This is a genomic window from Tsukamurella sp. M9C, assembly GCF_020169415.1.
In the GTDB taxonomy this organism is placed as follows: domain Bacteria; phylum Actinomycetota; class Actinomycetes; order Mycobacteriales; family Mycobacteriaceae; genus Tsukamurella.
In genome coordinates, this window is the sequence record NZ_JAIULG010000016.1 from 1 (window position 1) to 20,105 (window position 20,105).

Consider the following 20,105-nt stretch of genomic DNA (forward strand, 5'->3'; position numbering starts at 1 on the left):
GGCTGGGGTGGGAGGCCGCTGCTCACTAGGCTTCGCCCCGCTTCGCTAGCGCTTCGGGGGCTGCAGAATCGTTCGCAGCGTCCTCCCACCCCATCCCTCCTAGGCAGTCGGCGCCCGACACCGCCGATTGACTGTCGGCGCTGCCCATGACTGCCGGCGCTGCCGGTAGTCGGCAGCGTTCGCGAGTATCGGCAGTGAGTACCTCCGGCGTGCGCAAATTCGGCGCGATTGTTTGCGGTCTCGGTGGCGGCGACCTGCGAATCGTCCGCCGAACCCGCTGGGAACCGGAGTCGCCGGCGTCGTCCCCCGCGCGGCGTCGACGGGGCGTGGGGGAGAGTCGGTCCCCCATGAGACGGCCGGCTTCCCATGGGGGAGGCGTCGTCCCCCACGCGGCGTGTTCGTCCCCCGCGCCGCATTCCGTCCCCCGCTCCGCACCGATTCGCGGCCCCGGCGGTCCGTCCCCTCCATGAGGCGCCGTTCGTGCGGTGGGGGAGGCGTCGTCCCCCTCGCGGCGCCCATTCCCCCATGAGGAGCCGGCTCTCCCAAACGGAACGCCGATTCCCCCACGAGGAGCCGGCTCTCCCACACCGGACGCCGATTCCCACACCGCACACCGCACCGCCGACCTATTGACGCAACCGATCGGTTGTGTGTACGGTGTGAACATTGCTGATGTTCACGCCGTGAACACCGAACCGAGGAGCCTCTCATGACCGCCGACGTCGCACCCGCAACCGCAGATTCCGCCGCGCAGGGCCGCTCGAAGTCCTGGATCGCGGGCATGGTGATCACCGTGCTGGTCTGGGCCTTCCTCGTCTTCGACGTCGTCGGCAAGCTGACGAAGCCGCAGGCCGTCATCGACGGCACGCTGAAGCTCGGCTTCCAGGAGAAGCACATCCTGGTCATCGGGCTGGTGCTGCTCGTGGGCGTCGTCCTGTGGACGATCCCGCGCACCGCGGTGATCGGCGCGATCTATCTCACCGGCTACCTCGGCGGCGCCGTCGCGATCAACCTGCGTGCGGAGCAGCCGATCGCGGGCTTCGTTCTCTCCGGCGTCTACGTGGGTCTGCTGATCTGGCTCGCGATGATCCTCCGCCGCCCCGACCTGCGCCGCGCGATCCTCGGCCGCTGACCACGGCCTCCGGGGCTACGAGGTCGGCACGATCTCCGAGCCCAAGGGAAGCAGCGACAGCCGGATCATCTTGAAGTTCGCGACGGCCAGCGGGATGCCGATGATGGTCAGGCACAGTGCGATTCCGGTCAGGATGTGCCCGATCGCGAGCCAGATGCCCGCGACGAGCAGCCAGATGATGTTCCCCACCAGCGACGCCGCGCCGGCGCCGGGGCGATCGACGACGGTCCGCCCGAACGGCCACAGCGCGTAGTTGGCGATGCGGAACGACGCCAGCCCGAACGGGATCGTCACGATGAGAAGGCAGCAGATGATCCCGGCGACGGCGTACCCGACGGCCATCCAGAACCCGCAGAGCACCAGCCAGATGATGTTGAGGATCAGCTTCACCACCCCAGTATGCCGACGCGGCTACCGTGGTGTCATGAACCTCTTCCAACGCGGAGCCAAGCTGTTCAACACCGCTTTCACGCCGCTGCTGTCCCTGCCGGTCGTCGGGCCGGCGCTGGGCAAGTCGATGGTCACCATCAGCTATACCGGCCGCAAGTCCGGCAAGCCCTTCTCGCTGCCGGTCGCGTACCAGCGCAAGGGCGACGAGGTCGTCATCGGCGTCGCCATGCCGGAGCAGAAGCAGTGGTGGCGCAACTTCCTCGGCGAGGGCGCCGACCTCACGCTCCACTTCGCCGACGGTGACCGCGCGGGCCGCGCCGTCGCCACCAGCGGGGACAAGGGCACCGTCGTCCGGGTCGCCCTGGCCTGACGGGCCGGGTCACGCCAGCCGGTACACCCGCCGCGCGGTCCCGCCGAGCACCGCGTCGCGCTCGGCGGGCGACGCACCGTCGAGCAGTTCGACGGTGAGCCCGAGCACCTCGGCGTACGAGGCCTGCAGCAGGCAGACCGGCCAGTCGGAGCCGAACATCACGCGGTCCGCGCCGAACGAGGCGAGTACGTGCCGCGCGTAGGGCTCGATGAGCGATCGGCTCCACGGCCGAGGCGGGCACTCGGTCACCAGCCCCGACAGCTTGCACACGACGTTGGGGAGCGCCGCCATGGCGGTGATCCAGGCCGCCCACGGCTCCCATTCGCCCGCACCGATGTTCGGCTTCCCCGCGTGGTCGATCACGAACGACGCGTCGGGCAGCCGGCGGGTCGCCTCGAGTGCCGCGGCGCGCTGCGGTCCGCGCACCAGGAGGTCGACGGCGAAGCGACGGTCAGCGGCGGCGGCGAGTCCGCGGAGCACGGACGGGCGGACGAGCCACCCCGGGTCGGGCTCGTCCTGCACGAGGTGCCGGAGGCCGCGCAGTCGGCTGCCGCCGGGGGCGGCGGCGAGCTCGTCCAGGCGCGTACCGCACCGCGACGAGATCAGGTCCACCCATCCGACGACTGCGCCCACCGGTGCGGCGGCGGCGAGCAGGTCGTAGGTCTCCGCCGACGAGTTCAGGGTCTGCACGGCGACCGTGGTTCGCACCTCGCCCGCGGCGGCCGCGGCGAGGTCGGTGGCAGTGAAGTCCCGCCGGATCGCCTCCAGCCCTGGCGTGTCCAGCCAACGGTGGTCGTGCCGCGCGCGGTCCCACAGGTGGTGGTGGGCGTCGACGATCATGCGGGCCCGAGGGGGAGTGCCCACACCAGCGGGATGCCGCGGTCGTCACCGGAGTAGTCGTCGGGTACGTCCAGCAGTTCCGCCATTCGCGCCTGCCAGGGCACGTTCGCAGGGTGCTCGGCCAGCCGTTGTCGCATGGCGCGGTAGTCGTCGACCTCGACGAGGTGGAAGAGCTCTCGCCCGTCGCGCCAGATCCGCCATGTGCGTACGCCGGCGTCGCGGAGCGCGCCGTCCAGCTCGGCGGGTATCACGGCGTGCAGCCGGTCGTACTCCTCCTCGGCGCCCGCCTTGAGGCGCGTGTGCAGGGCGATGATCTCCGGCACCATTCCTCCGATCACTACTCGGGAACCTTCGGTCAGTCTAGGTCACGGTGGGCCACGATGCGACTAGTTGACCGCAAGACCTCCGATGTTTACAGTCGATAGGTGTGACTCATGACACAGCGCTCAGGCGCGGTCGTGGGAGGTGTCCGACACCGGTCGGACCCATCGCTATGAATGCGGAAGGAAGCCGATGAGACTGCGGCGAGTCGGGGAGGCGGGCGCCGAGCGTCCGATCGTGTCCACGGGCGACGGGCGGTGGTACGACGCATCGTCGGTCGTCGCCGACTACCACCCGGGCACGCTGGGCGACGCGCAGCGGCTGCTCGCGGACGCCCTCGGGGCGGGCCGGCTGCCGGAGTTCGACCCCACGGGGCTCCGGGTCGGCGCCCCGGTCGCCCGGCCGGGCAAGGTCGTCTGCATCGGCGTGAACTACCTCGCCCACGCGCAGGAGACGCAGCACGAGGAGCCCGCGGAGCCGGTGATGTTCCTCAAGACCTCGGGCACGATCGTCGGCCCGCACGATGAGGTGCTGATCCCGCGCGGCTCGGTCGCGACGGACTACGAGGTGGAGCTCGCCGTCGTGATCGGAAGCACCGCACGGTATCTCGACGATGCCGCTCAGGGTCTCGCGTGCGTCGCCGGCTACACCGTCTCCGACGACGTCTCCGAACGCGACTTCCAGATGAACCGCGGCGGCACCTGGGACAAGGGCAAGAACTGCGAGACCTTCAACCCGCTCGGCCCGGAGCTGGTCACCGCCGACGAGGTACCCGACCCGCAGCGCCTCGACATCCGGCTCACTGTCAACGGCGAGGTCCGCCAGGAGGCCAACACGGCGCAGATGATCTTCGGGGTCGGTGAGATCATCCGCTACCTCAGTCATTTCATGGTCCTCGAGCCCGGCGACGTGGTGAACACCGGAACGCCCGCGGGCGTGGCCTTCGGCTATCCGGACCCCAAGCCTTACCTGCGCCGCGGCGACGTGATCGAGACGCACATCGATCTGCTCGGCGGTCATCGCTCCGTCCTCGGGGAGGCCTGAGATGTCCGGTGTGTTCACGGAGTTCCGCACGCTCGACGTGCGTTTCCCGACCTCGGCCGAGCTCGACGGTTCCGACGCGATGAACGTCGACCCCGACTACTCGGCCGCTTACTTGATCCTCGGCACCGACGCCGGCGACGGCCTCGAGGGGCACGGCTTCGTCTTCACCATCGGCCGCGGCAACGACGTCCAGCGCGCCGCGATCGAAGCCCTCACGCCGTACGTGCTCGGACGCGGGGTCGACGCCGTCCTCGGCGACCTCGGCGGCGTCTACCGCGAACTGGTCTACGACGCCCAGCTGCGGTGGCTCGGCCCCGAGAAGGGCGTCATGCACATGGCGATCGGTGCCGTGGTGAACGCGCTGTGGGACCTGCGCGCCAAGCGCGCCGGCCTGCCCCTGTGGCAGCTGCTCGCCGAGCTGAGCCCACGGGAGATCGTCGACCTCGTCGACTTCCGTTACCTCACAGACGCTCTCACGCCCGACGATGCCCTCGCCCTGCTCACGGCGGCGGAGCCGGGCCGGGCGGAACGCGCCGTGGCGCTGCGCGCGAACGGCTACCCCGCCTACACGACCTCGCCCGGTTGGCTCGGCTACTCGGACGAGAAGATGACGCGGCTCGCGAAAGAGGCGGTGGCCGAGGGCTTCACGCAGATCAAGCTCAAGGTCGGCGCGGATGTCGACGACGACGTCCGGCGGTTCGCCCTCGCCCGCGCGGTGGTGGGCGACGAGGTGCGGATCGCCGTCGATGCGAACCAGCGGTGGGACGTCGACGACGCGGTCGCGGCGATCGAGCGGCTGCGCGAGTTCGATCCGTGGTGGGTCGAGGAACCCACCGCCCCCGACGACGTCCTCGCCCACGCCGCCATCCGGCGCCGGGTGTCGCCGGTGCGCATCGCCACCGGCGAGCACGCCCACAGCCGGGTGCTGGTCAAGCAGTTCCTCCAGGCGGAGGCGATCGACGTCGTCCAGCTGGACTCCACCCGCGTCGCCGGCGTCAACGAGAACATCGCGATCCTGTTGCTGGCGGCCAAGTTCGGCATCCCCGTGTGCCCGCACGCGGGTGGGGTCGGCCTGTGCGAACTGGTGCAGCATCTCGCCATGTTCGATTTCGTTGCGGTCTCGGGAACCCTCGCGGACCGGAACATCGAGTACGTCGATCATCTCCACGAGCACTTCCTCGACCCGGTGCGCATCGTGAACGGGGCGTACGCGGCCCCCGCGAAGCCCGGCTTCTCGGCGCAGATCCGGCCGGAGACGCTCGTGCGGTTCGGCTTCCCCGACGGGGAGGCATGGAAGGGAGCACAATGAGCAACGCAGACGCATTCGCCGGATTCCGAGCCATCGTGACGGGCGGCGCTTCGGGGATCGGCCGCAGGACGACGGAGGAACTCATGGTGCGCGGAGCGGTCGTCGCCGTGCTCGACCTGCAGCCCGACGAGGCGCCGCCCGACTCGCTCGGCATCGCGTGCGACGTCGCCGACGATGATTCGGTGGCCGCCGCCGTCGCCACCGCGGCCGAGTACCTGGGCGGGATCGACGGCCTGGTGAACAACGCGGGGATCGGCGCCCAGGGCACCGTCGAGGCGGGGGCGCTCGACGACTGGCGGAAGGTTCTCGACGTCAACGTCCTCGGCACGGTGCGGGTCACCCGCGCGGCGCTGCCCCACCTGCGCGGCTCGACGAATCCCGCCGTGGTCAACACGTGCTCGATCGCCGCTACCGCCGGCCTGCCGGGCCGGGCGCTCTACAGCGCCTCGAAGGGAGCGGTCGAGGCGATGACGCGTGCCATGGCAGCCGACCATGTGCGCGAGGGCATCCGGTTCAACTGCGTCAATCCCGGCACCGTCGACACCCCGTGGGTGCGACGCCTGCTGGACGCGGCCGCGGATCCGGAGGCCGAGGCCGAACAGCTGCGGCAGCGGCAGCCCACCGGCCGTCTGGTGACGGATGCCGAAGTGGCGGACGCGATCTGCTACCTGCTCAGCCCCGCGGCCTCCGCCACCACGGGCACCTCGCTCGCCGTCGACGGCGGGATGAGCGGCCTTCGACTACCGCCCCGGCGGTGACCGTGTCCGGCGACGACGCGTCCCTCGCTCCCGCCCGACCGTTCGGGCGCGGGGGCTTGAAGGTGGCGCCATTGTCCTTCGGCGCCGCGGCGATCGGGAACCTGTTCACCGCGGTCGACGACGCGGAGGCGACGGCCGCCGTGCGTACCGCGGCCGCCGCGGGCGTCGACTACTTCGACACCGCCCCGCACTACGGGCTGGGCCTCTCCGAGCGCAGGCTCGGTGCGGCACTGGGCGACCGCACCGGCGTGGTGCTCTCGACCAAAGTGGGCCGCCTCCTCCGCCCCGCCTCCGACCGGCCGAAGACGGACAGCGGTGCGCCCGTCGACACCGAGGGCGCCGACGCGGAGGGTTTCGCCGTGTCCGCCGACGTGGAGCGCGTCTGGGACTTCAGCCGCGACGGCGTGCTGCGCTCGATCGAATCGAGCCTGGAGCGGCTGGGCCGGGACCGCGTGGACGTCGTCTACGTGCACGACCCCGACGATCACTTCGCGGAGGCGATGGACGGCGCCTTCCCGGCGTTGGACGAGCTGCGCCGACAGGGCGTCATCGCGTCGTACGGCGCCGGGATGAACCGGTCGGCGATGCTGACCCGGTTCGTCCGGGAGACCGATCTCGACGTGGTGCTCGTCGCCGGCCGCTACACGGTGCTCGACCGCAGCGCCGCCGACGATCTGCTGCCGGCGTGCCTGGAACGCGACGTCTCCGTCGCCGCGGGCGGCGTCTTCAACTCGGGCATCACCGTCTCCGCGGATCCGCGGCCCGGCGCCACCTACGACTACGCGCCGGCCACGCTCGCGGTGCTCGACCGGGCGCGCCGGCTCGCGGCGGTCTGCCGGGCCCACGGCACCACGCTGCCGCACGCCGCGGTGCACTTCCCGCTGCGCCACCCCGCTGTGCGGACGGTGCTCCTGGGCATGCGGTCCGCCGACGAGGTCCGAGCCGACCTCGCGCTGCTGGCGGCGCCGCCCCCCGATGCGCTGTGGCCCGATCTCGAGGCCGCGTTGTGAGGCCGTCCGAACCGTCCCGCCGCTAGGATTGACCGATGCCGACCAACGAGGGTGCCGGGCGGATCTCGCGGACGGACGACGCGATCCTCAAGCTCAAGGCGATGATCACCGACGGGGAGCTGCCCGCCGGGAGCCGGCTGCCGCGCGAGGTCGACCTCGCGGCGCGACTCGGGCTCTCCCGCAACTCCCTCCGCGAGGCGATCCGCGCGCTCGCGATGCTGCGGATCCTCGACGTCCGCCAGGGCGACGGCACCTACGTCACGAGCCTCGAACCCACCCTGCTGCTCGACACGATGGGCTTCGTCGTCGACTTCCAGCAGGAGGATTCGGTGCTGCACTTCTTCGAGGTGCGCCGCATCCTCGAGCCGGCGGCCACCGCGATGGCGACGCACCGCATCACCCCCGAGGGGCTCGCGATCCTGGAGGAGACGCTGTCGCTCGGCGGGCCCGACGCCTCCGTGGAAACGCTGGTGCAGCAGGACATCCTGTTCCACCAGACCATCGCGGAGGCGTCCGGGAACCCCGTGCTGCGGGCGCTCATCGCGGGTCTCTCGGCGCCCACCCTGCGCGCCCGGATCTGGCGCGGCACCGAGCAGGAGGACGCGCGCGCCCGCACCATCGCGGAGCACCGGCAGATCTACGAGGCCCTGGTCGCCGGGCAGGCCGACGTCGCCTGCGCGTGCGCGACGGTGCACATCGCGGGCGTCGAGGGCTGGATCCGGCGGGCGATGGCCGACGACGCGTCCTAGCCGATTCCGAGCGCCGCGGCCGCCTCGGCGAGCCGGGACGCCAGCGCGGCGCGGACCGCGGGCGGGCCCGTCACCTCGATGTGCGGCAGCGCGCCCCAGAGCGTCCACACCGCGCGCCCGAAGTCGCTGAAGCCGAGCGTGCCGGCACCGTCGGGCCCGGGCGGCGTGACCACCGTCCCGAACCCGGACAGCTTGGTCCAGCCGTACTCGTCGGCGCGCACCTCGACGACCACCGCGTCGTGCCCGGAGCGGAAGGACGCGCGCGAGTCCTCGAACTCGGCCGCCAGGTCCACCGTCTCCGGGCGGTGCGCGGCCTCGTCGAGCACCGTCACCGCGCAGAACCGCGAGGTGCGGTAGGTGCGCCGCTCGCCGTTCCGCAGGGCCATCAGGTACCAGGCCTGACCCGCGTGGATCAGACCGACGGGGTCGAGCGTCCGCTCGGTGGCGTCGCCCCCGCGCGGCCGGTACGTCGCCCGCACCCGCAGCCCGTCGATGACGGCGCGCTGCAGCTCGCCGAGGTGCGGGTCGGGCTCGGGCGCGCGGGCGAAACCGTCGGGGCGCACGTGGATCCGCTGCGCGGCCGCCGCCGCTTCCCGACGGTGCGCCTCCGGCAGCGCCGCCGCCACCTTCCGCATGGCGCCCGCGAAGGCGGGGGAGTCGGGCGCCCCGGCGAGCAGGGCTTTCGCCTCGTCGAGGGTGAGGCCCGTGAGGTCGGTGCGGTAGCCGGGGAGCAGGCGGATGCCGCCGCCGCGCCCGCGATCGGTGTAGACGGGGACGCCCGCGACCCCGAGCGCCTCGACGTCGCGCAGCACGGTGCGGGTGGAGACCTCGAGCTCCGCGGCGATCTGCGCGGCCGTCATGGTGCCGCGGTGCCGCAGCAGCATGAGGACGGACAGGAGGCGGTCGGCGCGCATGGATCTCAGAATGCCAGGAGAACATGACAGAAGGTGTCATGTTAGGCCGGTTGAATCGCTCCCATGACCAACACAGCCACTGATCCCCGCCCCTCCTACGCCGCCGCCACCGCCTGGGTGCAGTCCCTGCTCGCCACTGTCACCGAGGAGCAGCTCGCGCTGCCGACGCCGTGCGACGAGTTCGACGTCCGCGCCCTCGGTGAACACCTCATCGCCGTCGTGATGCGCGCCGAGGCGCTGGCGACCGTCGCCACGGTCGAGGGGCAGCCCTTCCGCGCCGAGGAGCACGACGCCGCCACGTACGGCGCGATCCGCGAGCGGGCGCTCGCGGCGTGGGACGTCGCCCCGCTCGAGCGCGAGGTCGCCGTCCCCTGGGGCGTCGTGCCGGGCTTCGCGGCGCTCGGCATGTACGTCAACGAGACCCTCGTGCACGGCTGGGACCTCGCCGTGGCCACGGGCCAGACCGCCGAGTTCCCCGAGCCGGCGCTGCCGGAGGGCGTGCTCGCGGTCGTCAAGAGCGTGCTCCCCGCGGACTTCCGCGGGGGCGACGTGCCCTTCGGCCCCGTCGTCGAGCCGCGAGAGGGCGCCGGCCCCACCGAGCGCCTCGCCAACTGGAACGGCCACCACTGGCCCGCGGCCTGACGTCGCGGCGTATTGAGGTCAGGAACTGGCATCTGGGGCGGATTGACTGGCGGGCATGACCGACATCGCCCTTGATCCCCGTCCCGCCTACTCCGCCGCCACGGCGTGGGTGCAGTCCCTGCTGGAAGGTCTCACCGCCGACCAGCTCGGACGGCCCACGCCGTCCGGCGAGCTCGACGTCCGCGCGTTGGCCGGGCACCTGACCGCTCACTGCCTGCAGGTGATCGCGCTCGCGGAGAGCAGCACCGTCGCCGGCCTGCCGAACCTCGTGCCCGAGCACGACGCCGCGACCTACGCCGACGCCCGCGCGCGGGGCCTCGCCGCGTGGGCCGGCGCCCCGCTCGACGGGGTGGTGACCGCGCCGTGGGGCGAGGCGTCCGGCTCCGAGGCCCTCGCCACCTACGTCAACGAAGCGCTGGTGCACGGGTGGGACATCGCCGTCGCCACCGGGCAGCCGGCCGAGATCCCCGACGGTGCGGTCGCCGTGGCCGCCCTCGAGGTGGCGCGGGTCGCGATCCCGGCGGAACTGCGTGCGATGCCGGAGTTCCCGTTCGGCCCCGTCGTGGAGCCCCGCGAAGGCACGGGCCCCACCGAACGCCTCGCCAACTGGAACGGCCGCAGCGCGATCGGCTGGGGCGCATGAGCACCGTCGGCGCCGCGTGGGTCGTGAGCCATTGACATGAACGCCGGTTGAGGTCCTACCGTCGAAAACATGAGCATCGAACTGAACCACACCATCGTCGCCGCCACCGACAACCTCGAGACCGCGCGGTTCCTCACCGAACTGCTCGGTCTCGAGGCTCCGGTGGACGTGGGCGGCGGCCACTTCCAGCAGGTCCGCCTGGCCAACGCCGTGGTGCTCGACGTCATGACCGTGCCCGGGCCCGTCCACCCGCAGCACTACGCCTTCCTCGTCTCCGAGCAGGAGTTCGACGAGATCTTCGCGCGCATCACCGCGCGCGGCCTCGGCTTCTACGCCCAGCCCGACGGCTCCGGCGTCGGGGAGATCAACCACCGCTTCGGCGGGCGCGGCGTCTACTTCCGCTCGCCCGACGGCCACGCCCTCGAGGCCCTCACCGCCGCCTGACCCCGCGGAAATCCGTTGCCCGCCGCTGTCCGCGCGCGCATGGGGAGTCGGTGTCTGGTGGGGGATTCGGCGCCGCGCGGGGGACGACCGAGCCCTCATGAGGAGCACGGCGTGCCGTGGGGGAGCGAACGCCGGAGCCGCGGTTCGGGGCGGCGCGGGGGACGAACGCTCACATGTGGTCGCGAGCCCCGCCGCCGCGCGAGCTCGGGGTATGCGGTTCTTGCATGGGTGATCGCTCGAATATCGCCTCTGACCTGCGTGTTCATGGGTATTCGTGACACGCATGGCTGTTCGGAGCGAAGATCGCCCCGCAGCCGCAGCCGCAGCCGCAGCCGCAGCCGCAGCCGCAGCCGCAGCCGCTCAGTCCTCGAACAGCGCGCGGATGTCGGAGGCGGCCAGGCGCGCGTCGAAGCCGCCCTCGCCGCCGACGACGGACTCGAACAGCGCTGCCTTGCGCTCCTTGAGCGCCATCACCTTGTCCTCGATGGTGTCGGCGGACACCAGCCGGTAGACCATCACGCTGCGGGTCTGCCCGATGCGGTGCGCGCGGTCGATGGCCTGCGCCTCGGCGGCAGGGTTCCACCACGGGTCCAGCAGGAAGCAGTAGTCGGCCTGCACCAGGTTGAGGCCGAAGCCGCCGGCCTTGAGCGAGATGAGGAAGACCTGGACCTCGCCGGAGGTGAACTTCTCGATCGCCGCGGGCCGGTCCGTGGTCGATCCGTCGAGGTAGGCGTACTCGACGCCCTCCTCGTCGAGCCGCTCGGCGGCCTTGCGCAGGAAGCCGGTGAACTGGCTGAACACCAGCACGGCGTGCTTCTCCTCGAGCAGCTCGTCGAGCTTCTCCACCAGGAAGTCGAGCTTGGCGACGTCCTCCACCGCCAGCTCCTCGTCCACCAGCGACGGGTCGAGCGCGAGGCGCCGCAGCATGGTCAGCGACCGCAGGATCTCGAACCGGTTGCCCTCGAAGTCGTCCAGCAGGCCCAGCAACTTCGCCCGCTGATCGGCGAGCACGCGGTCGTAGGTGTGCCGGTGCTCCTCCGAGAGCTCCACCTGCACCACGGATTCCGTCTTCTCCGGCAGGTCCTTCGCGACCAGGTCCTTGGTGCGCCGCAGCATGAACGGCCGCACGCGGCGCCGCAGCCGGGCCAGGCGGTCGTCGTCGCCGCCGCGCTCGATGGGCCGCCGGTACTCCTCCGCGAACCACGACCGCCCGGGGAACAGTCCCGGGACCGTCAGCGCGGTGAGTGCCCACAGCTCCTCGAGGTGGTTCTCCATCGGGGTGCCGGTCACGGCCAGGGTGAACGGCCGGTCCAGCAGCGTCACCGCGGCGAAGGCCTTCGACCGCGGGTTCTTCACGAACTGCGCCTCGTCGAGGATCACGCCCGCCCACGACACGGCGGCGTACTCCTCGGCGTCCAGCCGCAGCAGCGTGTACGAGGTCAGCACCAGGTCCGCGCCGGCGACCACCGAGCTGATCGAGGTGCCCGACTTCCGCGAGGTCTCGGAGACCACCGCCACCGACAGGTGCGGCGCGAACCGCTTGCACTCGGCGGCCCAGTTGCCCACCACCGACGTCGGCGCCACCACCAGGAACGGCCCGGGCCGCCCCGGCGCGCGCTCGTGCGCCCGGCAGATCAGCGCGAGCGTCTGCACCGTCTTGCCGAGGCCCATGTCGTCGGCGAGGATGCCGCCGAAATCGTTGTCGTACAGGAAGGACAGCCAGTCCAGGCCGTCGCGCTGGTAGGGCCGGAGCTCGGCGCGCAGGGTCGACGGTGCCTCCTGCCGCGCCAGGTCGCCCGCGGTCAGGGCGCCCACCCTGCGGGACCAGTCACCGTCGAAGTCGGTGGCGTCCGCGAGGTCGGCGAGGTCGTCGACCAGGCCCGCCTGGAACCGGCTGATCCGCAGCCCGCGGTCGTCGGAGCCTGCGCCGGTCCGTGCCGCGCGGCGCGCGCCCCGCGCCGGCAGGTCCCGCGCCTCGCCGATCAGTTCCCGCAGCCGGTCGAAGCGCTCGCCGTCGATGCGGGCCAACACGCCGCCGGGCGTGACGAGGGTGTCGTGGCCCGCGGCGACGGCCGTGAAGACGTCCCGGAACGGGACCTCCTCGCCGTCGACCTCCACGGCGACCTCGAGGTCGAACCAGTCCGTCGACGGGTTGTCGGAGTCGCCGCGCACCCGCACGGACACCGACGCCGAGCCCTGCGCCCAGCGGAACCCGGGGTCGTCGCTGACCTCCACGACGACCGACGGCACCGACCGCAGCACGGGCGCGACCTCGGCCAGCCACACCGCGGCCTCGGTGCCCCGGTAGAAGCCCTGCGAGTGGTCCACGCCGACGGCCGCCTCGCGCAGCGCCACGGCCATCGCGCGGGTGACCCGCTGCTGCCCGACGGCGTCGGCGAGGCCGGCCGGCTCGCGGCCGAGGACGAAGTCGCGGGTCTCGCCGCCGACGGTGTAGCGCCACTTCCAGTCGACCTCGAGCTCGGCGGCCTCGGGGAAGTAGCGGGCGGTGCACAGCAGCTCGGGGCCCAGCACCTCGACCTCGCCGACCAGCTGGTCCGGGTCGCGGACGGGCGCGACGGCCGCCAGGTAGGGCAGGTACTTCTCGCGCAGCTCGGGCACCGCCTCGGCGGGCACCTGCACCGGGGTGAACCGGCGCAGCGCGGTGGTGTGCTGCGCGGACAGCGGCGGATCGAGCGGCGCGAGGCGCAGCACGTCGCCGTCCTGCTGGAAGACGCCGAGGGCGCGGTGCGCGCCGAGCAATCCCCCGGTGAAGGTCCGCGGACCGTCGCCGAAATCGACCTCCCGGTCCAGCTCCACGCTCCCGTCCACCGAGCGGGTGACGAGCCCGAGTCGCGTCGGCGGGCCGAGGACCACGGTGCCGCGCGCCTTCTTGCTCAGCAGCGGCACGCCCGCGTCGCGGACGGCGCGCAACTGGTCCCACAACAGCGGGGTGTCCACCATCCCGAGATCGGCCCAGGCGTCCACGCCGTACAGCGACCAGGTGATGAGCTGCGCCAGCGGCGCCAGGACGTCGCGCTGCGCGGGCGCGACCCGCGGCGCGGTGGCGATGGTGCGCCACCGCACGTCGCCCGCGACCCACGAGCCGTCGCGCATGCCGGGCGTCGCGAGTCGCACCTGCAGGCGCTGTCCGGAGACGACGCCGCGCTCGTCGACCTCGAACTGCAGCGCCACGGGCAGCACGGCGGCGCTCGCCCGCGGGGCCTCCGGCAGCAGGGCGGCGAGCTGCCGCTCCCACGGGTCCGGCTGCGGGGCGTCGCTCTCCTCGATGTCCTCCGCGGTGAGCTCGAGCAGCAGGGCCGCGCCGTGCTTGCAGTTGAGGGCGACGGGGCAGGTGCACAGGCTGCGCACGGGCCGCCAGCCGGAGCCGCCCGGCTCGATCCACACCTGCGTGTCGTACTCGCGGGATCCGGCGACGACGCCCGTGACGAGGCGCTTCTCGTCGTCCCACTCGAGGTCGCCGATGAGGCCGGTGCCCACGTACTCGCCCGCGCGACGCACGGTCGGCCCCCCGAAGAAGCCGATCAGGTCCTCGGGGGTGAACGAGGGCCCTCCGCCGGCAGTCGATGCGCTCATGGTCAAGCGGACAGTCTAGCGCGGCTCGGTGAACGCCGTCAGGGTCGTGCGCCGGGTCCGGGAACGCCCAGGAGGACGCCGCGCATCGAGTCCACCTGCGCGCGCAGCGCCGTGACGACCGCGGCCACCTCCCGCCGCTGCGCGGCCTCGGGCCGCACCACCATCCAGTACTCCAGCTGCACGGAGACGTCGTCGGGCAGCACCCGCACCAGGTCGGGCCGGGCGTCGGCGAGGAAGCAGGGGAGCAGGCCCAGCCCGGCGCCGGCGCAGGTGGCCTCGACGTGGACGAGCACGTTCGTCGAGCTGAGCCGGTCGGTCATGTCGGGCACCAGCACCCGCGCGAGGTCCAAGTCGTCGACGGTGAGCATCGAGTCGATGAAGTAGACGAGCGGCCGCCCGGCCAGGTCGCGGGGTCGCTGCGGTGCCCCGTCGGCGGCGAGGTACTGCCGCGAGCCGTACAGGCCGAGCCGGTAGGGCGCCAGCAGCTCGGGTTCCACCCGGTAGGTCTCGGGCCGTCCTACGACGACCTCGACGTCCACGCCCGAGCGGGTCGACGGTGCGCGGCGCGTCACCGTCAGCAGGTCGACGGACAGCCGCGGGTGCGCCCGCCCCAGCTGCGCGATCGCGGGCGCGACGACGCGGGCGCTGAAGCCGTCGGTCGCGGCGATGCGGACCTTGCCGTGCAGGTCGTCGGCGGTGTCGGCGTCGAGGCCGTGCAGCACCGCCTCGATCCGCTCGGCGGCGCTCACCCCCGCTCGGCCCAGTTCGGTGAGCTCCCAGCCGGCCGCGCCGCGGGCGAGCAGCGGCCCGCCGAGCGCCTGCTCGAGGGCCGCGACCCGGCGCGAGGCGGTGGTGTGGTTGATGCCCAGCAGGTCGGCCGCGGCGGTGTACCGGCCGGTCCGCGCGACGGCCAGCAGGGTGAGCAGGCCGTCGGCGCTCGGCTCAGGAGTGTGCATGGATGCAGATCCGATCCGCGGATGTGGGCATTGTGTGTGCGATTTTATCCATACATACTGCGTTGAGCATGGCGTGCGTCACATCCGTTCGGCGCCGTGATCCGTCGCACAAGGAGTGGATATGACGCAGACCGACCTGGAGCAGCCGCGCGGGCTCCGGAAGATCGTCGCCGCGTCGATGGCCGGCACGGTCGTCGAGTGGTACGAGTTCTTCCTCTACGGCATCGCCGCCACGGTGGTGTTCAACAAGATCTTCTTCAAGGCCGGCGCGAGCGAGTACGACGCGATCATCGCCGCCTTCGTCACCTACGCCGTGGGCTTCGCGGCCCGCCCGGTCGGCGGCATCGTCTTCGGCCACCTCGGCGACAAGCTGGGCCGCAAGAAGCTCCTGCAGGTCTCGATCCTCATGGTCGGCGTCGCGACCTTCCTCATGGGCTGCCTGCCCACCTTCGACCAGATCGGCTACTGGGCGCCCTTCCTGCTCGTGGTCCTGCGCTTCATCCAGGGCTTTGCGGTCGGCGGCGAGTGGGGCGGCGCGGTGCTGCTCGTCGCGGAGCACAGCCCGAACAAGTCCCGCGGCTTCTGGGCGTCGTGGCCGCAGGCCGGCGTTCCGGGCGGCAACCTGGCCGCCACCGTCGTGCTGCTGATCCTGACCAACGCGCTGTCCGAGGCGGACTTCCTCGCGTGGGGCTGGCGCGTCGCGTTCTGGCTGTCGGCCGTGATCGTGCTGGTGGGCTACTACATCCGCACGCAGGTCGACGAGTCGCCGCTGTTCAAGGAGGCCCAGCAGGAGATCGCGAAGGAGAAGGCCGTCTCGTACGGCGTCGTCGAGGTCGTCAAGCGTTACCCCCGCGGCGTGCTCTCGGCGATGGGCCTGCGCTTCGGCGAGAACATCTTCTACTACCTCGTGGTCACCTTCTCGATCACCTACCTCAAGACCGTCGTGAAGATGGACACCTCCGACATCCTGATGTGGCTGCTCATCGCGCACGCCGTGCACTTCGCGGTCATGCCGCTGGCGGGCGCGCTCACCGACCGCGTCGGCCGTCGCCCCGTGTACTGGGTCGGCGCCGCCCTCGCCGCCACCTGGGGCTTCTTCGCCTTCCCGATGTTCGACACCGGCCACGGCGTGGTCGTGGTCGCCGCGGTCACGATCGGCCTGATGTTCCACGCCCTGATGTACGCGCCGCAGCCCGCGATCATGGCGGAGTCCTTCCCCACCCGGATGCGCTACTCGGGCGTCTCGGTCGCGGCGCAGGTCACCTCGGTCGTCGCCGGCTCGCTGGCGCCGATCATCGCGACCAAGCTGCTCAAGGACTTCGGCTCGTCGGTGCCCGTCGCGGTGTACCTCGCGCTCGCGTGCGGCATCACCTTCCTCGCGGTCTTCTTCGTCCGCGAGACCAAGGGCATCGACCTCGCCACGATCGACGAGGAGGACCGGGCGGCCCTGCAGGCCGAGCAGGCCACCGGGGCCCGCGCGTGAAGGCGATGGTGACCGGCGGCGCGGCGGGGATCGGGGCCGCCGTCGCGCGCCGCCTCGCCGCCGACGGTGCCGCCGTCACCGTCGTCGATCGCGACGGCGCCGCCGCGGCGGCGCTGGCCGCGGAGATCGGCGGCACCGCGCTCGAGCTCGACCTCACCGACCCGGCCGCCCTCGCGGACCTGAGCCTCGACGTCGACGTGCTCGTCAACAACGCGGGCGTGCAGCACGTCGCGCCGATCGAGGACTTCGACCCGGCGTGGTTCCACCGGATCCTCACGCTGATGCTGGAGGCGCCCTTCCTGCTGACCCGCGCGGCGCTGCCGGGCATGTACGAGCGCGGCTTCGGCCGGATCGTGCACGTCTCCTCGGTGCACGGGCTGCGGGCCTCGAAGTACAAGGCGGCCTACGTCGCGGCCAAGCACGGCGTGGAGGGCCTGTCCAAGGTCACTGCGCTCGAGGGCGGCGAGCACGGCGTCACCAGCAACTGTGTGAACCCGGGCTACGTGCGCACCGCACTGGTCGCGAAGCAGATCGCCGAGCAGGCCGCCGCGCACGGCATCACCGAGCAGCAGGTCACCGACGAGGTCTTCCTCGCGCGCCCCGCGATCAAGCGGCTCATCGAGCCCGACGAGGTAGCGGGCCTGGTCGCGTGGCTGTGCTCGCCCGGCGCCGCCATGGTCACCGGCGCCGCCTACACGATGGACGGCGGCTGGACCGCGAACTGATCCCCTGGCAGTCTCCTGGGAGTGCGCTCCTCGAGTTGGAGTGGCGCAGTCGCAACGGCTACCGTACGAAGGGCCTGTGACCAGGTATTGCTGTGGTGTAGTCAGGATTGTTGATCAGTGGGTGTGGACCAGACGATGAGCGAACGCGGCGTCGAGCCGACGCCTGAGCCCGTGGCGGCGACGCCCGCGCCCGAGCGGCCCGAGCCCCCAGCGGCACCGTCGAAGCCCAAGCGCGCCGGCGGGCACCTCTTCGAGCTCGACATCGTGCGCATCGTGACCTTCGCGGGCGTCATCTTCGACCACTGCGTCTCGGGCACGACGTTCCCGTTCAGCGTCGCCTCGAACGCGATCCAGACGATCTTCCACTACACCCGCAACGCCTTCTTCGCGCTCACCGGCTTCGTGCTGGTGTACCAGTACCGCGACCGCAAGCTGGACCCGATCGACTTCTGGCGCCGCCGGTACAAGGCGGTGGGCCTGCCCTTCCTGACCTGGAGCATCTTCTACTGGCTCTATCACATGTACGTGATGTGGCCGCCGGCGTTCTCGAACATCTCGCGCACCTTCGAGACCTGGGAGTCGACGAAGGCCGCGCTCAAGGTGCTGGCGTACGACCTGTTCACCGGCGACGCCTGGTACCACCTCTACTTCGTCTTCGTGACGATGCAGGTGTACCTGATCTTCCCGTTCCTGCTGAAGTTCCTGCGCTGGACCATGGGCTATCACAAGTACGTCCTCGCGGCGAGCTTCGTCTTCCACCTGATCCTGCTGCACTACATGACCACCGCGCGCCCGGAGATGTTCAACTTCGGGCTCCTCGCGAAGCTGTGGAACCACCTGCCGGCGACGATCTTCCCGTACCAGTTCTTCACGCTGCTCGGCTGCATCGCGGCCATGCACATCGAGGAGGTGCGGGCCTGGTTCTCGCGCTTCCGCGGTCGCGTCATCACGATCGCGATCGGCGTCGTCATCGTCACGCTGATCGCGTACGGCTACAAGACCAGCATGGAGGGGATGTTCCCCACCGACGCGGCGAACGTCTTCCGCCCCTACGCCGCGGTGATGTTCGTGATGATCATCCTGGCTCTCTACGCGGCCGGCACCTACTGGTCCGACTACCGGACCGCGGGCTCCTTCTGGGACAAGTTCCTCAAGACCGCCTCCGACCGGTCCTTCGGCATCTTCCTGGTGCACGCCTTCGCGCTACAGGAGCTGGCGCCCACGATCCAGCGCTTCCGGTTCGACGTCTACGCGCCGATCCTCACCATCTGCACGTTCATCGTGACCGCGTTCTTCACCGTGGCGATCAGCGAGGTGCTGCGCCGCACGCCCGTCAGCCTGTGGACCACGGGGCGCAAGATGATCCCGATGGCGAAGCAGAGCCTGAACGTGTCGATCGGCATCGGCGTCGCGATGATCGTGATCGGCGCGCTCTTCTACTGGCCGCTCGACGTGCCCGCCGGCGCGGTCTCGGTGACCCTGGGCGCGGTGCTGCTGGTCTGGCAGGGCCTCGGCCGCACGGTCTTCGCCGGCCCCGCGGGCGCGCGCCCGCTGCCCGCGAAGGTCTAGCGCTCGGCCCCGCCGGTTCCCGCTGAGGAATCGGCGGCGACGATGAGCAGCTCGCCGCCCGTGCGCAGGAGCGCTTCGAGATCGGCGTCGGGCCGCTGCAGCCACTGGTCATAGGCGGCGAGCGCGACGCCGAGCGCCATCCACGCGATGGTCTGCGGCGTGTGGTCTCCGGGTGCCAGCCCGAGTCGCCGTGCAGCGTGCTCCGCGATCACCTGCCGCCAGTCGGCGTACATGATCATCGAATGCGCCTGCAGCGCGGGCACGGTCAGCAGCAGGTGCATCCGGCGGCGATGGTGCTCGCGCTCGGACTCCGGCACCTGGTTGAAGGCGACGATGGCGTCGCGCAGCTCGGTGCCGAGCGTGCCCGTGCCGGCCGCCTCGTCCAGCAGCCCGCGCAAGCCCTCCAGATGGTCGTCGAACTCGCCCCAGGCGAGCGAGTTCTTCGACGGATAGTAGCGGAAGAGCGTGCGCCGGGCGATGCCCGCCGCGGCGGCGATGTCGTCGACGCTGGTCTCGTCGAAGCCGTTCTCGATGAACAGGTCGATCGCGACGCCGCTCAGGTGGCCCCGGGTGGTCGCGGAGGGGCGCCCGCCGAGCGGTCCGCTGCGTCCGCGAGGGGGCATCGTCGCCTGCCTTCTTCTCGTGAGTTCCCGCCGGTCGGGGGCTGTGCGCGATCGTACGTCAGGACCGATTCCGTCGAATCCCTATGATTTTGCACCGAGTGCCATTACTGTGTGACGGGAACCACAACGGCAAGCATGAGGAGGTTGGTTCACATGTCCGACAAGGAGACTGCGACGCAGGACGAGCTCGTGACGGAATCGTTGGTGGAGGAAGTATCCATCGACGGCATGTGCGGCGTGTACTGATGACCACCGCGCACGCGCCGGCTCCCGGCGGCCTCACGGCCGCCGGGGCCGACGCCCCCACCGTGTCCTTCGATCCCGGCGCCCCCTGGGCGATCAACCCCCGCGTCGCGGTCCGGCCCGAGCCCTTCGGCGCGCTGCTCTACGACTTCGGCACCCGGAAGCTGTCCTTCCTCAAGAACCTCGTCGTCGTCGACGTGGTGCGGTCCCTGCACGAGCACCCGAGCGCCGCAGCCGCGCTCGACGCCGCGGGCATCGCCGCCGACGACCGCCCCCTGTACCTCCACGCGCTCGGCGCGCTCGCCCGCTCCGGGATGATCGTCCCGGCCACCGACCAGGAGTGAGA

The 20,105-nt window shown here is 71.5% G+C and carries 22 protein-coding genes; 15 read left to right on the forward strand and 7 right to left on the reverse strand.

Annotated elements, in window-relative coordinates:
- Nucleotides 1–709 precede the first annotated feature (709 nt).
- Nucleotides 710–1,132: a DoxX family protein gene (locus tag LB823_RS09875; RefSeq protein WP_224646826.1), complete on the forward strand. Its 423-nt coding sequence runs from the start codon at nt 710–712 to the stop codon at nt 1,130–1,132.
- A 15-nt stretch (nt 1,133–1,147) separates the two neighbouring features.
- Here LB823_RS09875 and LB823_RS09880 read toward each other — a convergent pair whose 3' ends face one another.
- Entirely contained in the window at nt 1,148–1,522 is a 375-nt protein-coding gene (locus tag LB823_RS09880) for a YccF domain-containing protein (RefSeq protein WP_224646827.1), read from the reverse strand.
- A gap of 34 nt (nt 1,523–1,556) precedes the next feature.
- On the opposite strand from LB823_RS09880, the gene LB823_RS09885 reads away from it, so the two are divergent.
- Nucleotides 1,557–1,892: a hypothetical protein gene (locus LB823_RS09885; protein WP_224646828.1), complete on the forward strand. Its 336-nt coding sequence runs from the start codon at nt 1,557–1,559 to the stop codon at nt 1,890–1,892.
- Between the two features lie 9 nt (nt 1,893–1,901).
- Here LB823_RS09885 and LB823_RS09890 read toward each other — a convergent pair whose 3' ends face one another.
- Both LB823_RS09890 and LB823_RS09895 read right to left on the reverse strand, forming a co-directional pair.
- Nucleotides 1,902–2,756, reverse strand: coding sequence for an amidohydrolase (locus tag LB823_RS09890; RefSeq protein ID WP_224646829.1), 855 nt, complete (start codon nt 2,754–2,756; stop codon nt 1,902–1,904).
- Nucleotides 2,729–3,070, reverse strand: a complete 342-nt coding sequence (locus LB823_RS09895; RefSeq protein WP_224646830.1) for an L-rhamnose mutarotase — start codon at nt 3,068–3,070, stop codon at nt 2,729–2,731. The genes LB823_RS09890 and LB823_RS09895 overlap by 28 nt, the downstream gene beginning before the upstream one ends.
- 175 nt (nt 3,071–3,245) lie before the next feature.
- Between LB823_RS09895 and LB823_RS09900 the strand changes: the two genes are divergently transcribed.
- From LB823_RS09900 to LB823_RS09920, 5 genes are all read left to right on the forward strand, one after another.
- Nucleotides 3,246–4,097, forward strand: coding sequence for a fumarylacetoacetate hydrolase family protein (locus tag LB823_RS09900; protein ID WP_224646831.1), 852 nt, complete (start codon nt 3,246–3,248; stop codon nt 4,095–4,097).
- Between the two features lies 1 nt (nt 4,098).
- The gene (locus tag LB823_RS09905; protein WP_224646832.1) at nt 4,099–5,406 is read left to right on the forward strand and encodes an enolase C-terminal domain-like protein; all 1,308 of its coding nucleotides are present in this window, start codon (nt 4,099–4,101) and stop codon (nt 5,404–5,406) included.
- The gene (locus LB823_RS09910; RefSeq protein WP_224646833.1) at nt 5,403–6,164 is read left to right on the forward strand and encodes an SDR family NAD(P)-dependent oxidoreductase; all 762 of its coding nucleotides are present in this window, start codon (nt 5,403–5,405) and stop codon (nt 6,162–6,164) included. The genes LB823_RS09905 and LB823_RS09910 overlap by 4 nt, the downstream gene beginning before the upstream one ends.
- A 62-nt stretch (nt 6,165–6,226) precedes the next feature.
- Complete coding sequence (locus LB823_RS09915; RefSeq protein WP_224646834.1) at nt 6,227–7,174, forward strand: aldo/keto reductase; 948 nt, start codon at nt 6,227–6,229, stop codon at nt 7,172–7,174.
- A gap of 35 nt (nt 7,175–7,209) precedes the next feature.
- Nucleotides 7,210–7,923, forward strand: a complete 714-nt coding sequence (locus tag LB823_RS09920) for a FadR/GntR family transcriptional regulator (protein ID WP_224646835.1) — start codon at nt 7,210–7,212, stop codon at nt 7,921–7,923.
- Here the strand turns inward: LB823_RS09920 and LB823_RS09925 are convergent.
- On the reverse strand, nt 7,920–8,837 hold the full coding sequence (locus tag LB823_RS09925) for a YafY family protein (protein WP_224646836.1): 918 nt from the start codon (nt 8,835–8,837) through the stop codon (nt 7,920–7,922). The genes LB823_RS09920 and LB823_RS09925 overlap by 4 nt on opposite strands.
- Nucleotides 8,838–8,900: 63 nt before the next feature.
- Between LB823_RS09925 and LB823_RS09930 the strand changes: the two genes are divergently transcribed.
- The 3 genes from LB823_RS09930 (at nt 8,901) to LB823_RS09940 (ending at nt 10,566) form a co-directional block, all read left to right on the forward strand.
- On the forward strand, nt 8,901–9,479 hold the full coding sequence (locus LB823_RS09930) for a TIGR03086 family metal-binding protein (protein ID WP_224646837.1): 579 nt from the start codon (nt 8,901–8,903) through the stop codon (nt 9,477–9,479).
- A 55-nt stretch (nt 9,480–9,534) separates the two neighbouring features.
- Entirely contained in the window at nt 9,535–10,122 is a 588-nt protein-coding gene (locus LB823_RS09935; RefSeq protein WP_224646838.1) for a TIGR03086 family metal-binding protein, read from the forward strand.
- 69 nt (nt 10,123–10,191) lie between these two features.
- Nucleotides 10,192–10,566, forward strand: coding sequence for a VOC family protein (locus tag LB823_RS09940; protein WP_224646839.1), 375 nt, complete (start codon nt 10,192–10,194; stop codon nt 10,564–10,566).
- A gap of 360 nt (nt 10,567–10,926) precedes the next feature.
- Here the strand turns inward: LB823_RS09940 and LB823_RS09945 are convergent, their stop codons facing one another.
- Both LB823_RS09945 and LB823_RS09950 read right to left on the reverse strand, forming a co-directional pair.
- Nucleotides 10,927–14,160 carry a DEAD/DEAH box helicase gene (locus tag LB823_RS09945; RefSeq protein WP_224646841.1) on the reverse strand — a complete coding sequence of 1,078 codons (3,234 nt, stop codon included), beginning with the start codon at nt 14,158–14,160 and terminating at the stop codon, nt 10,927–10,929.
- 38 nt (nt 14,161–14,198) lie between these two features.
- Nucleotides 14,199–15,116 carry a LysR family transcriptional regulator gene (locus tag LB823_RS09950; protein WP_224646843.1) on the reverse strand — a complete coding sequence of 306 codons (918 nt, stop codon included), beginning with the start codon at nt 15,114–15,116 and terminating at the stop codon, nt 14,199–14,201.
- A 121-nt stretch (nt 15,117–15,237) separates the two neighbouring features.
- Here LB823_RS09950 and LB823_RS09955 point away from each other — a divergent pair, with 121 nt between their 5' ends.
- The 3 genes from LB823_RS09955 (at nt 15,238) to LB823_RS09965 (ending at nt 18,893) form a co-directional block, all read left to right on the forward strand.
- Nucleotides 15,238–16,599 carry an MFS transporter gene (locus LB823_RS09955; protein ID WP_224646845.1) on the forward strand — a complete coding sequence of 454 codons (1,362 nt, stop codon included), beginning with the start codon at nt 15,238–15,240 and terminating at the stop codon, nt 16,597–16,599.
- Between the two features lie 5 nt (nt 16,600–16,604).
- Complete coding sequence (locus tag LB823_RS09960) at nt 16,605–17,324, forward strand: 3-hydroxybutyrate dehydrogenase (protein ID WP_224646931.1); 720 nt, start codon at nt 16,605–16,607, stop codon at nt 17,322–17,324.
- A 117-nt stretch (nt 17,325–17,441) separates the two neighbouring features.
- Nucleotides 17,442–18,893 (forward strand): acyltransferase, encoded by a 1,452-nt coding sequence (locus LB823_RS09965; protein ID WP_224646846.1) that lies wholly within the window; start codon nt 17,442–17,444, stop codon nt 18,891–18,893.
- Here the strand turns inward: LB823_RS09965 and mftR are convergent.
- Entirely contained in the window at nt 18,890–19,516 is a 627-nt protein-coding gene (mftR, locus tag LB823_RS09970) for a mycofactocin system transcriptional regulator (protein WP_224646847.1), read from the reverse strand. The genes LB823_RS09965 and mftR overlap by 4 nt on opposite strands.
- 153 nt (nt 19,517–19,669) lie before the next feature.
- On the opposite strand from mftR, the gene mftA reads away from it, so the two are divergent.
- Together mftA and mftB are read left to right on the forward strand one after the other, a co-directional pair.
- Complete coding sequence (gene mftA / locus LB823_RS09975; RefSeq protein ID WP_114515824.1) at nt 19,670–19,762, forward strand: mycofactocin precursor MftA; 93 nt, start codon at nt 19,670–19,672, stop codon at nt 19,760–19,762.
- Nucleotides 19,762–20,103, forward strand: a complete 342-nt coding sequence (gene mftB / locus LB823_RS09980; protein WP_224646848.1) for a mycofactocin biosynthesis chaperone MftB — start codon at nt 19,762–19,764, stop codon at nt 20,101–20,103. The genes mftA and mftB overlap by 1 nt, the downstream gene beginning before the upstream one ends.
- The last annotated feature ends 2 nt before the right edge of the window (nt 20,104–20,105 follow it).